The 15,831-nt window shown below is 37.1% G+C and carries 16 protein-coding genes and 1 tRNA gene; 5 read left to right on the top strand and 12 right to left on the bottom strand.

Annotated elements, in window-relative coordinates; genetic code table 11:
* The first annotated feature begins 2 nt into the window (after positions 1 to 2).
* From H529_RS0103830 to H529_RS0103820, 3 genes are read left to right on the top strand one after another with little or no spacing between them, the layout of a single operon-like run.
* Entirely contained in the window at positions 3 to 950 is a 948-nt protein-coding gene (locus H529_RS0103830) for a glycoside hydrolase family 3 N-terminal domain-containing protein (RefSeq protein WP_022855232.1), read from the top strand.
* A complete protein-coding gene (locus H529_RS0103825) occupies positions 943 to 1,782 on the top strand; it encodes a fumarate hydratase (RefSeq protein ID WP_022855231.1) in 840 nt (279 codons plus the stop codon). Before H529_RS0103830 ends, H529_RS0103825 begins: the two co-directional genes overlap by 8 nt.
* Positions 1,783 to 1,793: 11 nt before the next feature.
* Positions 1,794 to 2,513 carry an LptM family lipoprotein gene (locus H529_RS0103820; RefSeq protein ID WP_022855230.1) on the top strand — a complete coding sequence of 240 codons (720 nt, stop codon included), beginning with the start codon at positions 1,794 to 1,796 and terminating at the stop codon, positions 2,511 to 2,513.
* On the opposite strand, the gene rsmD is transcribed toward H529_RS0103820, so the two are convergent.
* The 4 genes from rsmD to H529_RS0103800 form a co-directional block, all read right to left on the bottom strand.
* Complete coding sequence (gene rsmD, locus H529_RS0103815) at positions 2,485 to 3,069, bottom strand: 16S rRNA (guanine(966)-N(2))-methyltransferase RsmD (protein ID WP_022855229.1); 585 nt, start codon at positions 3,067 to 3,069, stop codon at positions 2,485 to 2,487. The two genes, H529_RS0103820 and rsmD, sit on opposite strands and share 29 nt — an antisense overlap.
* A gap of 13 nt (positions 3,070 to 3,082) precedes the next feature.
* The gene (locus tag H529_RS0103810; RefSeq protein WP_022855228.1) at positions 3,083 to 3,904 is read right to left on the bottom strand and encodes a spermine/spermidine synthase domain-containing protein; all 822 of its coding nucleotides are present in this window, start codon (positions 3,902 to 3,904) and stop codon (positions 3,083 to 3,085) included.
* On the bottom strand, positions 3,901 to 4,350 hold the full coding sequence (speD, locus tag H529_RS10030) for an adenosylmethionine decarboxylase (protein WP_022855227.1): 450 nt from the start codon (positions 4,348 to 4,350) through the stop codon (positions 3,901 to 3,903). The genes H529_RS0103810 and speD overlap by 4 nt, the downstream gene beginning before the upstream one ends.
* Before the next feature lie 63 nt (positions 4,351 to 4,413).
* A tRNA-Pro gene (locus H529_RS0103800) sits at positions 4,414 to 4,487 on the bottom strand.
* 186 nt (positions 4,488 to 4,673) lie between these two features.
* Here H529_RS0103800 and H529_RS10025 point away from each other — a divergent pair.
* Positions 4,674 to 5,477, top strand: a complete 804-nt coding sequence (locus H529_RS10025; protein WP_051132405.1) for an NAD(+)/NADH kinase — start codon at positions 4,674 to 4,676, stop codon at positions 5,475 to 5,477.
* 9 nt (positions 5,478 to 5,486) lie between these two features.
* Here H529_RS10025 and H529_RS0103785 read toward each other — a convergent pair whose 3' ends face one another.
* The 8 genes from H529_RS0103785 to H529_RS0103750 form a co-directional block, all read right to left on the bottom strand.
* Positions 5,487 to 5,807, bottom strand: coding sequence for a YtxH domain-containing protein (locus H529_RS0103785; RefSeq protein ID WP_022855225.1), 321 nt, complete (start codon positions 5,805 to 5,807; stop codon positions 5,487 to 5,489).
* Positions 5,808 to 5,854: 47 nt separating this feature from the next.
* Positions 5,855 to 6,466, bottom strand: a complete 612-nt coding sequence (locus tag H529_RS0103780) for a hypothetical protein (RefSeq protein ID WP_022855224.1) — start codon at positions 6,464 to 6,466, stop codon at positions 5,855 to 5,857.
* A 47-nt stretch (positions 6,467 to 6,513) separates the two neighbouring features.
* Entirely contained in the window at positions 6,514 to 9,078 is a 2,565-nt protein-coding gene (gene glgP, locus H529_RS0103775) for an alpha-glucan family phosphorylase (protein WP_022855223.1), read from the bottom strand.
* 2 nt (positions 9,079 to 9,080) lie between these two features.
* Positions 9,081 to 10,283, bottom strand: a complete 1,203-nt coding sequence (locus H529_RS0103770) for a glycoside hydrolase family 57 protein (RefSeq protein ID WP_022855222.1) — start codon at positions 10,281 to 10,283, stop codon at positions 9,081 to 9,083.
* 2 nt (positions 10,284 to 10,285) lie between these two features.
* On the bottom strand, positions 10,286 to 11,587 hold the full coding sequence (locus H529_RS0103765) for a glycosyltransferase family 4 protein (protein ID WP_022855221.1): 1,302 nt from the start codon (positions 11,585 to 11,587) through the stop codon (positions 10,286 to 10,288).
* Between the two features lie 31 nt (positions 11,588 to 11,618).
* The gene (locus H529_RS0103760) at positions 11,619 to 13,562 is read right to left on the bottom strand and encodes an amylo-alpha-1,6-glucosidase (RefSeq protein WP_022855220.1); all 1,944 of its coding nucleotides are present in this window, start codon (positions 13,560 to 13,562) and stop codon (positions 11,619 to 11,621) included.
* A gap of 78 nt (positions 13,563 to 13,640) precedes the next feature.
* A complete protein-coding gene (gene ychF, locus H529_RS0103755) occupies positions 13,641 to 14,744 on the bottom strand; it encodes a redox-regulated ATPase YchF (RefSeq protein WP_022855219.1) in 1,104 nt (367 codons plus the stop codon).
* A gap of 35 nt (positions 14,745 to 14,779) precedes the next feature.
* Positions 14,780 to 15,181, bottom strand: a complete 402-nt coding sequence (locus H529_RS0103750; RefSeq protein WP_022855218.1) for an acyl-CoA thioesterase — start codon at positions 15,179 to 15,181, stop codon at positions 14,780 to 14,782.
* A 45-nt stretch (positions 15,182 to 15,226) separates the two neighbouring features.
* Here H529_RS0103750 and pyrR point away from each other — a divergent pair, with 45 nt between their 5' ends.
* Positions 15,227 to 15,790 carry a bifunctional pyr operon transcriptional regulator/uracil phosphoribosyltransferase PyrR gene (gene pyrR / locus H529_RS0103745; RefSeq protein ID WP_022855217.1) on the top strand — a complete coding sequence of 188 codons (564 nt, stop codon included), beginning with the start codon at positions 15,227 to 15,229 and terminating at the stop codon, positions 15,788 to 15,790.
* Positions 15,791 to 15,831: the final 41 nt, after the last annotated feature.

Below are 15,831 nucleotides of genomic sequence, written 5' to 3'. Positions count from 1 at the left end.
CCATGTTTAAAACCATAGGTCAGGTTTTTTTAGTAAAACCAGGTAGCCTTTCTGCCGAAGAAAAGGAACTTTATCGAGACCTACAGTTTATCAATTTTATTTTTTTTAAAGAACATTTTCAGGAAGATTTTTCAGAGTATTTAAATAGATTAAAAACTTCGGTAGATGGTTTTAACTTTTTAGCTGTAGACCAAGAAGGGGGAAAGGTTTATCGTATACCTGGAGAATTCCCTTCTCCTCTGGAGATCAGTCTAAACTATCAAAAAAATAAAAATCTATCGTTGGTAAAAAATTGGGCTCAAAGTCTTGCGAAAGCAGTGGTTGAAAAAGGGCTTAACCTTAACCTTGCTCCTGTAGTAGATTTAGCAGAAGAGGAGGCCCCAGAGTTTTTAAGGTCTCGTACTTTGGGAAACGACCCTAAGCTGGTTAAATTTTTAGGAGAGATTTTCATCTCAGAACATAAAAAACAGGGGTGTTTCTGCTGTGTTAAACATTTTCCAGGGTTAGATGAGGTTACCATAGACCCTCATAAAGATCTCCCTGAAAAAGAGAAGACTAATTCTTTTTCCCTTGAAGTTTTCCGGTTTTTTGCTGAAAAGGGAGTTCCTTTTTTTATGACTACCCACCTGATAGTAAAAAGCTTAGACGTTTTACCAGCTACCTTTTCTTTAAAAACAATAAAGCTGTTAAGGGATAACCTTGGGTTTAAAGGCTGTATCATCACCGATGATTTAAACATGGGAGCCTTAGGAAAGTGGGAACTTTCTGAAAGGATTATCTTAAGTTTGGCAAGTGGACACAACCTTCTTATATTTTGTGGAGATTTTAAAGAGCTATCTTACTATCTGTTTGAGATTAAAACCGAGATAGAAAAAAGCCCAACTCTACGAGAAAGGATTTCTGAAAGTCTTTATGTGTTAGATAGGGTTAAGGGGTGGATTTATGAGTGAAGAGATTAGCTACCAAGAGATAGTCAATCAGGTAAAAGAGGCCTACATAAGAGCTTGCAAAAGCCTCCCCTCAGAGGTTTTAGAGGCTTTAACCAAAGCCTTAGACGAAGAGACCGAACCTTTGGCTAAAGCGGTGTTAGAGGTGTTGATAGAAAACGCAGAAATCGCTAAAAAAGAGAATCTTCCTATCTGCCAAGACACAGGTATTCCGGTTGTTTGGGTTAAAATCGGAGAGGAGGTGTATATAAAAAATTTAGAAAAGGCTATCAACGAAGGTCTTTTTTTAGCATACAAAGAAGGATTGCTTAGGGCTTCGGTATGTGAAGTGCTTACCAGAAAAAACACCGGAACCAATACCCCGGCGGTAATCCATTATGAAATAGTCCCAGGTAAGGTTCTGGAAATAGATCTCCTTCCTAAGGGATGTGGCAGCGAAAACATGAGTGCCCTTGCTATGTTACCTCCTTCAGCAGGTATAGAGGGAATAAAAAGATTTGTAGTAGAAACTGTAAAAAAAGCCGGTCCTAATCCTTGCCCTCCTGTAACCGTAGGGGTAGGTATAGGAGGTACCTTTGAAAAGGCAGCCATTTTAGCCAAAAAGGCACTTTTTAGACCCCTTGGAGCTTCTCATCCTGAAGAAGAGATAGCTAATTTTGAAAAGGAGCTCTTATCTGAGATAAATTCTCTTATGATTGGCCCTTTGGGTTTAAAAGGTAAAACTACCGCCTTAGCCGTTCATATAGAGACTTATCCTTGTCATATTGCCAGTCTTCCGGTAGCTGTAAACCTTCAATGTCATGCCTATCGTATAGCAAAAATAAAGTTTTTATAAAAGGAGTAAACATGAAAAAGTATTTCTGGATGGTTTTTATCTTTTTGGTATTTTTTTTAGCTGGTTGCGGGAAAAAAAATCCTCCTCTACCTCCCTCTAAAAGTATTCCTAAAGAGTTTTCTTTTGAGGTAAAACCTACAGAAGCAGGTTTTGACCTGATAGTTTATCTCCCTACAGAAACCAAGGGAGGTTATCCGTTGGTAAAAATTAGTTCTCTTATCATAGAAAAAGAAGAGATATCTTTAGATTCTCCTAAGGCTAAACCTAAAATTTATGAAATCAAACTTTCCCCTAAACTTCATTCTGCAGGGAATTTATACGTGTATCATGACTATCAGGTTAAACATCGTCATAGATATAAATACAGGATTAAAATAAAAAAAGATTTTTTAGTTAAGACCGATTGGTTTGATTTTCCTGGATATTTATACTGGCATAACCCTCCTCTTTTCCCTGAGAACATTTCTTTTCAGGTTTTACCAGAAAACGTGGTGCTTTTAACCTGGAAAAAGCCAGAAAAAGACATAGAAGGCCTTTCTATAGATTATCCTCTCTCTTATGAGGTAGAAAAAACTTCTGGCTCTAAGGTTGAGAGCTTTTATGTGAGAAAAGAAGAGTTTTTTGAAAAACTATCAGACGTTAGGAAGACCTGCTACCGAATAAGGAGTTTTTTGAATTTTCGAGGCACTCAGATTCCAGGCCCTAAGAGTCCTCCTCTGTGTTTGGAATAACAGGCTGATAAAAATACAGAGTGGTTTCTCCGTAGGTTTTGACTTTGATCAAGACAAATTGGTCGGTTTTTTCTGGTAGGGGTATTCCTGTAGCTTCTTCTACCATTATTATGGCTTCTTGGTCTAAAATTTCTGTAGGTAAGGCCTTAAGGGTTTTAAGGCTCAGCCCCGTTTTATAAGGTGGGGTAATAAAGACTAAGTCAAATTTAATGTTAAGATAGGCTTGGCTAAGCTTAGATAGACCTTCTGGTAGTTTAAGTTTTAAAACCAAGGCCTTTTCTGTAAGTTTAAGTTTTTCTAAGTTTTTACGGATCAGAGAAAGGCTTAAGTCGCTAAAGTCTACAAAAAAAACCAGATCCGCCCCTCTTGAAAGGGCTTCTATTCCAAGAGCTCCTGTCCCTGAAAACAGGTCTAACACTTTAGACCCAGAAAGGTCTTGTCCTAAAAGGTCAAAAAGAGACTTCCTGATCCTACTTCTTAAAGGGCGAATGCTTAAGTCCTTAGGTGGAGGAAGAAAAAGCTTTTGCCCTTTTAAATAGCCTCCGGTGATTTTCAAACTAAAGGGCCCTTTATTTTAGAAGTTCTAACCAAGTCTGAGGTAAAGAAAAATAATAGGGATTCAACCCAGGATGATAGTATTTACCAGAAATTAGTTGTTTAGGGTTAAACCAGTCTTTTGGCTCTTTTGTAGCCAAGAAAAAGGCAATCTCTTCTCCGTAGCAAGGAACATAGCAACGCACTATCTTTACATAGGGAAAAACTTGAGAAATTTTGGGATAGGCTTCTTTTATGATGTGAGGGAAATAAATCGGTAGACTAGCTTGCTGGATAAAAAACCCGTGAGGTTTAAGTACCCTTGAAGCCTCTTGATAAAACTCAACAGTATATAAAGTTTTAGCAGGTCCAACAGGGTCAGTACAATCAACGATTACCAAATCAAATCCTTCTGAAGGACTCTCTTTTAGCCCTAAATAGCCGTCTTTGATCACTAAGTTGACCCTTGGGTCGGCATAATCTCCAGAAATTTTAAAAAAGTATTTTTGGCATAAGTCAAACACCAGGGTATCTATTTCAAACTGAATGATCTTTTTAAGGGTAGGGATTTTTTGAAGTTCTCTTAGAACTCCTCCGTCCCCCCCTCCAACTATTATAACCTCTTCAGGGGGGGTGGGGAGGAGGCTTATAGGAAGATAGGTTATGGTCTCATGGTATATAAATTCGTCTTTTTCTGTAAATTGAACGATTCCATCTAAAACAAAAAGATAGCCCCAAGAGGGATTTTTAAAGATTTGTATTTCTTGTAACCCTTTTTCTTCAAAGACTAATTCAACTTTGTAGGAATGTCCGAAGTCTTTAAAGATTTTCTCTCTCCACCAAAAACTTCCAGTCAAGTTTCTCCTCCCTCTGATAAAGTATCCTGAGAAAGTCCTCTTGCAAACTCAGCGATATAGACGTTTTGAGGACGAAGATTACGCTGAAGCTTAGACAATATCCTGTGGGCTTCTTCTTTATTTTCTGCTAAGATGTCTAAGGCAGAATATCCTCTTTCTGGCCAGGTGTGGATATAGATATGAGAACAACCTAAATTAACCTGAGCAGAAACCCCAAAAGGCTGGAACTGGTAACTTACCGCAGAAATTTCTTTTAACGCACCGTTGGTAGCTATGGCTTCTTTTAGAGCTTGTTCTACCACCGGAGCTTCAGCCAAAAGTTCAAAAGGGGAGCCCCAAAACTCAGCGATGATATGATAGGACCAAACACATCGTTTGAGTGCACCTTGCTGGGTAGGGCAGCTATTCAACCTTTCAACCTGACAAACGGTTTGTACTGCACTCATATTTCACCTCCTCCCAGGCAAGGTGCCCGGTTTTTTAGTTTTTCAGTATCCCAATAAAAAAAATCGGGACGGGCGGATTTGAACCGCCGACCCCCCACACCCCAAGCGGGTGCGCTTCCAAGCTGCGCTACGTCCCGATTAAAAAGACAAGAATAACCTATTTAAGTTTAAACACTATAATAAAAAATCTTTAAAAAATGTCAAGAGGTTAAGGAAAATTTTTGTTTGATTGGGTTTCTAAGGGTTTTTTTAAGGTTTTTTGAGGTTTATAAACCTTAATCAAGGTTATTGCTTTTCTCAAGGTTTAAGAATAAAATTATATCATGTCCAAATTCTTTTATCTACTAAAAGACCCGCAAAAACTTCCGCAAATCTTTGAGAAGATTAACTCAAAAGAGTTTTTTCTGCTTCCTTTAGAAAGAATCTCAGAACTTTCTAAAGAAGAGGTCCTAACCTTTGATGCTATCCTGGTGTTAGGAGGTGATGGCACCTTCCTAAGGGCTGTGCCCTTTGCCTATACTTACGACCTTCCTTTGATAGGGGTTAATCTGGGAAATTTTGGTTTTTTAACCGAGGTTTCTTTAGAAGAATTACCATATCTTTTAAGGCTAATCAAAGAAGGAGAGGCTAAAATTCAAAAAAGAACGCTTCTTGAGATTACCTATCAGAATGAGACCTTTGTTGCTCTAAACGAAGGGGCTATCATGAAAGGTCCTTTGGGTAAGGTGATATATTTGAGCCTGCAGGTTGAGGGCTATCATCTTACTACCATCCCTGGTGATGGGTTGATCATCTCTACCCCAACCGGATCTACTGCTTATAACCTTTCAGCCGGAGGCCCGGTTATCCATCCAGAGGCACAGGTTTTTGTCTGCACACCGATCTGTGCTTTTAAAATAAACCTACGTCCCTTTGTTATTCCAGATAACTTTGAAACCGTGGTAATCTTAAACAAAAAAGGGAAAGGGGAGAACGAAGAAGTTCATCTTCTCATCGACGGACAGATTAACTTAGTAGTGCAGGAAGATCAACCTCTTCGTTTTAAAAAAGCCCCAAAACCTCTTAGAATTCTTACCTTACCAGAGAAAAATTATCTAAAAATTTTAAAGTCTAAGTTTAATTGGTAAAAAAGTCTTTTAAACCTCTTCTTTTTTTAAGAGTTTAGAGGCTAATTCTTCTTTCTTTTCTTTTAAGGTTTCTTTGCTTTTTTCTACGGCTTCTTTAAGCTCTTCTTTTTTACTTTCGATGATTTCTTTTCCTTTGGAAGTGATTTCCTCTGCCTTGGATTTTAAAGCTTCAGCTTCAGTTTTAACTTTATCTAAGGCTTCGTCCATCTCTTCCTTTATCTTTTTCCTAACCTCAGAACCACTGGCTGGTGCCAAAAGAAGGGCTGCAATCCCCCCTACTACCACCCCACCAAGAAAAGCTAATAAAACCGTAGTTTTTTTCCCTTCCATAATCCACCTCCTTTTTGTAAAATTTTTAAATATTAACCCTAAAGGGTTTATTTTTTTAAATTAGGAAGAGGAATTATCTTTTTTATCTGTTGTATTAGCTCTTTAGCTCCATAAATTAGAGAACTCCCCTCTACATAGACCTTTTTAATCTGGTGGTTTATCTGGTCTAAAACGAGTTTAGAGGTTTGACTAAACTCAGCAAGAGAGTTAAACATAGGGCTTAAACTATGGCTAACCTTTTCTGTCACCTCTTTTGCCTGAGAGGTCACCTCTTTTATGTTGTCTAAGTTGTTTTTTGCAATTTCTAAGTTAATTTTTAACTTATTGGAAATTTCTTTTACTTCATCTGTAACAATCTCTGTCTGGTTTTTCAAAAAGGTCTCGAAATCTTTAATACTTTCTCCTAATTCCTTAAGGATGTTGGGAATGATTTTAAGCCCGGTTATAAGTTCGTTTAGGTTAGAGATAGTTTGTTTAGCTGTGTCTAAGGTCTCTGAGGTTTTTTCGGTGGTTTCTTTAAGATTTTTTAAAACAGGAGATAGTTCTTCTAACCTTAGGTTTACACGGTCTAAAGTTTGATTAACCTTAAAAAAGATATAAATAGCTATACCTACTAAAACGCCTACGAAAAGAATCAAAAGATACAATAGGGTTTCCATAACCCCTCCCTAAAAGGCTATTTAAAATAAAATTATAATCATAAAAATTAAAAAGTCCACTTAATCAAGTTGGGATAATATTTTCTAAGATAAAAGTTTTTAGGAACTACCCTAAAGTTATAAGCTTTAAGTCCAGGTCCATAAAGAGGAAAAGATTTTTGATAGACCCCAACCCCTTCTTTAAACTCTATCAGCTTAAGGGGAAAGCATCTTACATACCTTTCTTTCTCTTCTTCTTCCCCTAAGTTGCATACACAAGCTATTTCCTCTATGAGTACCAACTGTACTTCTATTAACTCAGGGTTTAGGCTACCTAAAAAGACTTTGGCAGATACACTTACTTCTTGGCCATCCTGTAGGAAGGTTTTTTCTAAATTTTCTTTTACCTCTATAAATTTTATGTTTTCCCAATTTTCAGTCAAAATTCTTTTTTCTTCTGCTAAAGCCTTAAGAAGGGAGAAATCTTTTTGAGAAAGATGTTTTAGTCTTTCTAGGATGGGTGAATAAAATTTATCTATGTATTCAAGGAGCATACGGTTGGTAGAAAACTGTTTACAAGTTATGTACATGCTTTGTTTCATCATCTTTACCCAATCTCTTGAGATCCCGTCTTCGTCTCTTTCAGTAAAGAGAGGATAGATTTCTTTTTCTAAAAGAGTATATATTTGATTAGCTTCGTAGTGGTTATAAAGTGGCAATCCTTCCTTAGGGATTATAGCCCAACCGTTAAGCCTGTTGTATCCTTCTGGCCACCATCCGTCAAGAACGCTTAAGTTTAAAACCCCGTTCATGGCAGCCTTCATCCCTGAAGTCCCGCAAGCCTCCATAGGCCTTAAAGGGGTATTTAACCAAACATCTGACCCCCAAATAAGATATCTGGCTAAATGAAGGTTATAGTTTTCTAAAAAGATGATCTTATGATAAAGCTTATAAGTCTCTCTAAACTCTAAAATCTCACGGATTATGTTTTTACCTTCTACATCCTTAGGATGGGCTTTACCTGCAAACACCAGCACAATGTCTTTTTCTTTTAAAAGGTTTAGTATCTGGTCTTTATGATATAGGATGAGAGAGTTTCTCTTATAACCAGTCATCCTTCGAGCACAACCTATGATAAGGTCTTGGGCTTTAGGAGGTTGATAGTTTGGTTTTTCTTCTGAGAGGTTTAGCTTAAAAGATTCCTCTTTTAACTGGGTTTTGATAAGGTTTAAAAGTCTGTACTTGTTTTTTTTGTGGGCTTCCCATATTTCTTCGTCTGGGATTTTTAATATTTCCTCCCAGGTTGAATCTTCAGGAGACATATAGATAAAATTGGCTCCAAGATACTTTTTAAAAAGTTGATAGAAAGGTTCGCTTAACCATCTCCAGTGAACACCGTTGGTTACATACTCTATGGGAACTTCTTCCTCTGGTAGTTCGGGAAAAAGGGGATGCCACATCTTTTTGGTGGTTTTTTGATGAAGTTTAGAAACAGCGTTTACGTTAGAGGAATAGTTGATGGCTAAAGCAGGTAACCAGAAAATTTCAGGATTTTCCTTTAGGGTGCCTTGTTTATAGAATTCCAGAATAATATTTTCATTTTTGGCTAGTTCAACCAACTCTTCTAACTCTTCCCAAAGATATTTTTTAACCAACTCTTTAGGAAAATGCTCATTACCTGCAATAACAGGTGTATGAGTAGTAAAAACAGTAGTCTCTTTGATAAGCATGATGGCTTCATCTAAGGAAAATCCTTGAGACAATAAATCTTTTAATCTTGCTAAAAGGACAAACGCAGAATGACCTTCATTAAGATGATATATCTTGGGGTTAAGGTTTAATGCTTTCAGTAATTTATATCCTCCGATACCAAGGATAATCTCTTGTTGGATCCTTTTTTCTATTTCCCCTGGGTAGAGATATCTAAGTATTTCTTTTATTTCTTCAGGATTCTCAGGATGGGTGGTATCCAAAAAATAACCAACTACTTTACCTACTTCTAACTTAAATACCCTAAGCTTAGCCTCTACCCCCATAAGGCTTATCGATAACATCATAGGGGTTCCATCTGGGTTTTTTACCTCCTCTAAAAAGTTTAAAAACAGGTCTAAAATTTCTGGATTTTCTGTTTGTGTTTTTTGGTTAGGGTCTATGGTTTGTTTTAGATAGCCATGTTGATATGCAAGACCTACCCCTATCATCGGAAGTCCTAAGTCTGAAGCAGCCATCAAAAAATCCCCGGCTAAAACCCCTAATCCTCCTGCATAAAAAGGCAAAGTAGGATGAAGCCCAAACTCGGTACAGAAATAAACTATTTTGTCTTCTGGATCTATACGATGTTTTTTGACTTCTGGATGTACATATTCTTTATGTTCTTGAAATGCTTCCCAGAGGTCCTCTAAATCCATAAGAAAGGTCTGGTCTTGGGCCAACGCTTTTAACCTTATGTTAGGAAGGTAGTAGATAAGTTTAAAGGGATTATGTTCAACTTGTCTAAAAAGGTCTCGGTCTATTTTATAAAAAAAAGAAAGAACATCATAGTTCCAGGAAAACCAGAGATTTTTAGAAATTTTTGAAAGTTTCTCAAGTTCCTTCGGTATAGAAGGATAAACAAAAAATTTTTTGAAAGGCATTTTTATCCCTCCAACTGGGTTTCTATTTCTGCTAATATATTCATATAATACCGATAAATTTCTTCTGGAGAAGAGTAGGGAGAAAAATATTTATGCACATCTCCGTCTTGAAAATATTTGATGCACATATAGTAAAAATGGTCTGAGGTAGAAAGTTTTTTAAGAATAGAGAGGAGATCATACCGTTTCTGGTCTTTGGCTTTTTTGATTAGCTCATAGCAAGTTTTTATGGCATTCCATTGAAGAGGGTTAGAAAGCCAGGCAGAAAGGTCTCTTTCGGTGTCTGCCCAGGAAGTTGGGTTAGGAACAGAGATAGGGGTAGGAGTATAGTTTAAGGTATCTTTTACCTCAGAAGGCCATAGAAACTGTAAATTTTTTTCCTTTAAAGCTAAAAGTACAAACTCTTTTATAAAATCAAAAATTCCTGTTTCAGCCCATTGATGTTCTCCAAAGGTTTCATAATCCATAAAAAGGTTTAAATAGAGATTCTTTCCTGTTTTTTCTATTAGCATCAAGTCTTTTATCCAGGACAAATACTTTTTAGGGGTAAGGGGATATTCATCCCAACTTTTATCACTAAACCTAAAGGCAATGTCGTCTGAAAGTTTATAATGTTTTAGTAGCAAAAGATGGGCATGATTGGCAGAGACCCTGGGATAAAGAGGAGATTCTCCTTTTAAAATCTTGTCAGCCCCTTCTATAAGGATGGTTTTTATCTGAGGCATGGTAGCAAAAAGTAAGTCTGAAATTTTGTCAAAATAGATTAACTCGGTATTACGAAAGGTAGTAGGTAGCATCCCAAATTCTTTTTTGATGATCTCCGCGTGTTCTTCTATCTCCTCTATAAATTCGTCTAAATCAAAGATGCTGCTAAGAGAATGATAGTAAGTTTCGTTAAGAAGCTCTACCGCCCCGGTTTTTACCAGGTCTAAAAAGGAATGTAAAACCTCAGGACGGAATTTTTTAGCTTGTTCTATAAACGTGCCTGTCAGACTATAAGAGACCTTAAATCTTCCGTCAGACCTTTCTATCAGTTCTTTAAAAAGGGCGTTGGCAGGAAGATAACACTTTTCTGCTACCTTGTTAAATATGGCTGCGTTAAGGCTATCGTCAAAATACTCGACTGTTGATTTTGTTTTTAAAACATTAAAATTTTTGACCCTAAAGGGCTGATGCACCTGAAAGTAAAATATAATATAAAGCATACTTAGTTTATCAAAAGTTCGTCATAGATTTTTATCAGTTCTTCGGCTCTTATATCCCAGGTAATCGTTTTGACTTCTTCTTTAGTTTTTTGTTGAAGGTTTTTTAGTTTTTCTGGATGTTTTAAGAGGTCTACGATGATGTTTACGATTTTGTCAACATCCCAAAAATCGACCTTATAAGCGTTTTCTAAGATTTCTGAAGCCCCTGATTGTTTGGAGATGATAAGGGCACAGCCAAAATACATGGCTTCTAAGGCTACGATCCCAAAGGGCTCAGAAACCGAGGGCATAACCACTATGTCTGCTAAACTTAAGGCTTCTTCTACCTCTTGTCTGGTAAGGAAACCGGTAAACAAAACTTGGGTGCCAAAACCTTCGCTTGCAGCTTCAAACATAAGTTCTCTTTCCATTTCTCCTGCACCAGCGATCAAAAACCTTACTTTCTTAGGATATTGCCTAAGGATTTTTTTGGCTATTTCTAAAAAAATCTTGGGACCCTTCTGAGGGGTTAATCTTCCTAAAAACAAAATCACCGGACTTTTAAATTTTTTTGTCTTTTTGGGTTCTTTGGTATAAACGGTAAAAGCATTGTATAACACCCGAATCTTTTCTTCAGGTACTTTGTAATGTTCTTTTATCACCTGAGCTGTGTAGTTAGAAACCGCGATTACTCGGTCTGCCAAATTTAACCCTAAGTATTCTATCTCATGGACTACCGGATGTCCGTATCCGATCGCTCTGTCAAACTCCGTAGCATGCACATGAGCAACCAGAGGTTTTTGGAGAAGGTGTTTAAGAAAGAGTCCTGCAGGGTAGGTCATCCAATCATGAGCATGGATTAAGTCAACCTCTAAATGTTTGGCAACCTCTAACACGTTTTGCAGATATCTTTGAACCCGGGATAACGTGTGATTCTTCTTATTAAGTAGATTTTCTATCCTTTTTAAAACTTCCTCAAAAATCGGAGTTAACGGCTTTTTTTCTTCTAAAAAGTTTATGGTGTTTTCAGGTTGATAAGAAAACAGTCTTAAGGTGTCTAAGTAAGCCCCTTCGGGGGCTAAATAACCTATTTGATAAAACTTCAAAGGCAAAGGCTTTAGTTGTTTTTGGTAATGGCTCTTAGCTACCGGAAAGTCTGCCTCCCAGCCAGAAGAGATCTCAAAAAACACTTTTTCTTTGGTAGGGAGAATCATGTAGATTTTTACTCCCTTTTCAGCTAAAGCTTTAAAAAGCCCGTAACAGGCCATCCCAAGCCCACCTACTATAAACGGAGGATATTCCCAGGTTAACATCAAAACTTTCATTGTTCAGGCTCCTTCTTAAAGTTTTTTAAAGCTAAACTTTAAGCCCCTCTATCATCTGTTCTACCAAAAAAACAGCTGCTACAGACCAAAATTGAGCATGGGCACCCTTAGGATATTTAGGATTTTCGCCATCATACAACTCAGGAATACTTCCCATTTTACCTCTACATATTCCTTCTCTAAAAACTCTCACCAATCCTTCAAGCTCCCTTTTAAGCCCTTCTTTGTCTTCTTTATAAGCCTTTTTTAACACTTCAGCATAAGGATAGATGAGCCACACCCAGACTGTCCCATTATGGTAGGCAAGGTCCCTCATCCTTTGAGTTCCAAAGTATTTTCTCCTAAACGAAGGATCTTTGGGTAAGAGACTCCTTAACCCAAAAGGAGTCACTAATTCTTGTTTAGCCAGTTCAACTCCTTTAAGAAGAGATGGCTTGTCTGTGATGTCAAAAGGCAACGAAAGGGCGATAATATAGTTAGGCCTGATTTCAAAAACAGGTTCATCGTTAAACAACCTGTCTGCCCAGACCTTACCATCAAAAAATCTGATAAAGTTTTTTTCCTGTAAACTGATCAGTTCTGAGACCCTAAATTTTTCTAAAAAAGACTTTTCTAAGTATTTTTCTGCAAACTTTAAAAGGTTATACCATAAACCCTGTATTTCTATGGGTTTCCCATACCGAGGGGTTACAGGTACTCCGTCTAACACCACATCCATCCAGGTTAAGGCTTTGTTGGTTTGAGGTAAGATTTCGATAAATCCATCCTTATGGTCCAGTAAAAACGGGAGATCTGGGTTGGTGCAGAAGTTTTTAATCACTTCTTTTACGGCTAAAAGCAACGTTTCTCCTTCAGAGGATTTTAAAACCTCAGGAAAGGTTTCTAAAAACTGAAAAATCCTTAACCCAAACCACAGAGAGGCATCAACTGAATTATAGTTGGTTTCCTGTTCATCTCCTACCACGTTAGGGATAAGCCCGTTAACCATCCTTTTGGCATATTTTTTAAAAATCTTTAAAGCCTTCTCTTTACCTCCTTTTAAATAAAAAACCGCAGGAAGACCTATGAAGGTGTCTCTTCCCCAGCAATAAAACCAAGGAAATCCGGCGATTATGTCCTCTTCAAGCAGAAAATCTTCCACCATTTTTTTTAAAATCCTTAGGTATTCCTTTCGCGAAAAAGACTCTTTTTTGTTAGGGATGAGGACAGGTAGTCCTTGGTATCTTCTTTCAACCTCTGTCAAAATCATTTCAAAATCCTTTATAGGTTCATCAGAAAACACGATTTTAAAACTTTCTTTAGTTTTTAGTTCTGCTTCTATCTTAAAAGGGGCATAAAGGTCTTCAGTAGCCTCATAACCTCTGATTTCTTCTATAGGATAAAACACTTGATAATAGAAAAGGTCTTCTCTGGTTAAACTACCGTTAGAAAGATAGACAAAAAGAGAGAAGGGCTCTTTTACCACCATACCTGGGTTATCGTCTACCTCTACAAATTCCTTTTCCCATTCGGTTTTGTTGGTAACCCTGTGATGGTCTCTAAAACTAAACTTAGGTCTTATTACTATTCGAAAAGGATAGGAGCTTATGTTTTCATAAGAGATAACTACCAGGTTTTTAAGAGGATGCATTTTGATTTCTTTTTTCAAGAAAAAGTCCTTACTTTCTGGACAGAAAAAATAAAATTGAGGGAAAGGTCTAAAGAAAAAGGCTTTTATTAGCCTGAATCCCTCTGGAAAAATGGTATCTCGGTAAAAGTTAGTATCGAGAAAATAACTTAGTCCAGAAGGGAAAAAGACCTGTTCTTCAGCTGAACTAACCAGATGAATTCTTTTTCCTTTTTCATAACCTGCGATCAGAAGTCCATGATACTTTCTCAGATTAACTAAAAAGGCAGAACCTAACGCATACCCCCCTTTTTGATTAGAAACTATCCATTCATAAGGAGTAAACCTTTCAAAAAGTTCTGTTAACATCACATGATAATTACATTTTTTTACAAAATAATCACAAGACAATAAAAAATCAAGTTAAAAATACGATAAATATTAAAATTAAACATTAAAGCGAAAGTATACGATGTCTCCATCTTCTATAACATAGTCCTTTCCTTCTAATCTAACAGCTCCTAACTCTTTGGCTTTCTGGAAGGAACCTATTTCTATGTATTTTGTATAGTTAATGACTTCAGCCGCGATAAAACCTCTTTCTATGTCAGAGTGAATTTCTCCGGCAGCTTCTTTAGCTTTAGTCCCCTTGGCTATGGTCCAGGCTCTGGCTTCCTTAGGTCCTGCGGTAAAAAAGGTGATAAGGTTTAAAAGTTTATAGCCTGCTCTTATTAGTTTGTGAAGCCCTGGTTCGTTTAGACCTAAGGCCTCTAAAAATTCTTTTTTTTCTTCTTCAGAAAGTTCGACGAGCTCTTGTTCTATCTTCCCACAGATGACTATCAAAGGAGTTCCTTCTTTTTGGGCCTTTTCTCTTAGCTTAGCTACATAACTGTTTCCTTCTCCTTCTGGGAGAAATTCTTCTGAGACGTTAGCGATGTACATCAAAGGTTTAACCGTTAAAAGACAGAGTGCCTTTTCTAAAAAGATTTTTTCTTCCGGAGAAAAAAGGTTTAGGTTAGGCCTTATAGTTTTAAAGTTTTCTAAGAGGGTTTTAGCCTTTTCTAAGGTTTCAAGCTCAGCCTTAGCTTTTGGATCATTTTTAGCAAGCTTCGCAGTTTTTTCTAACCGTCTTTCTATGGTTTGCAAGTCTGCAAGAATAAGCTCTAACTCTATGATTTCTGCGTCTCTTACAGGGTCTATAGAACCCTCTACATGTACGATGTCAAGGTCTTCAAAACATCTGACTACATGAGCTATAGCCGAGACCTGTCTTATATGAGATAAAAACTGGTTGCCAAGTCCTTCCCCTTTTGAGGCTCCTTTTACCAGCCCTGCTATGTCTACAAACTCTATGGTAGCAGGGGTGATTTTTTTGCTTTTTTCTAACCGAGCTATCTCATATAGCCTTGGGTCAGGCACATTAACTATCCCCACGTTAGGGTCTATGGTGCAAAAAGGATAGTTAGCAACCTCAGCTTTTGCTGTTTGAGCCAAGGCATTAAAAATGGTAGACTTCCCTACGTTAGGCAATCCCACTATACCTATGTTCATCTTCATCTGAAACCTTGCCCCCTCTTTACAGTTTTTTATACTAAATTTTTAAGCAGGTTGAAAAGCTCTTCTGGAAATTTTATAAGCTTACCTTGATGGTTGATGGGAACATGAACTGTATAACCTTCAGCTACTAATAGGTGTTCCTTCTTAATGGTGTATTCGAAGGTAATTTTATGCAGTTTTAGTTCTTTGATCTGAGTTTTTATAACCAAAAGGTCGTCATAAAAAGCAGGATGTTTATACCTAACATATACTTCTACTACAGGAAGTAAAAGTTTGTATTTTTCTTCTATCTCTTTATAACTAATACCTGCGTTATTTCTGATAAACTCTGTTCTTGCTATTTCCATCACCCTTAGATAGTTGCCATAATACATAACCTTTCCACTGTCTGTGTCCCCATAGATTACCCTATAGGTTATTTCGCTTACCATCTCTTACCTCTTGCAAAATAGATAATAAGAGTTATTTTAAATTTTATGAATACTGCCATTTTATCTCAAAAAATTAAAAAAGTAATAGCAGGGCCTAAGAAAATTCAAAAACTTGTCGAAAAGCTTGCTGACCAAATCATAAAAAAACAACCCTTATTAGAAAAAGTAGTTCTTATCGGTATTCAGACAGGGGGAGCCCCTTTAGCAAACAGGTTGAAAAATATTATCTTAGAAAAGACCAACATAGAACTTCCTGTAGGTTATTTAGATATAACCCTTTACCGAGACGATTGGACCAGGATTACCAACTATCCTGAGGTAAAAAAGACAGAGATCCCTTTTTCAATTGAAGATAAGATCGTTATCCTGGTAGATGATGTGATCTATACTGGAAGAACCATCAGAGCGGCGATGGATGCTTTAATAGACATAGGTAGACCAAAGAAAATAGAACTTGCTGTTTTGGTAGACCGTGGTGGTAGAGATTTCCCTATAGAGCCAACTTACAAAGCCCTTACCATAAAAAACATCCAGTATAACGAATATGTATCTGTATATCTTCTTGAGACTCATGGAAAAGATAAGATCGTTTTAGAAATCTATGAATAGTTTCTGGATTTGTGAAAATTTTCTTTTCTTTTGTCATCAAA

This window comes from Thermodesulfobacterium thermophilum DSM 1276, from assembly GCF_000421605.1.
Taxonomy (GTDB): Bacteria; Desulfobacterota; Thermodesulfobacteria; order Thermodesulfobacteriales; family Thermodesulfobacteriaceae; genus Thermodesulfobacterium; species Thermodesulfobacterium thermophilum.
The sequence above is the reverse complement of the archived record's forward strand: the minus strand, read 5'-3'. Positions and strand labels throughout refer to the sequence as shown.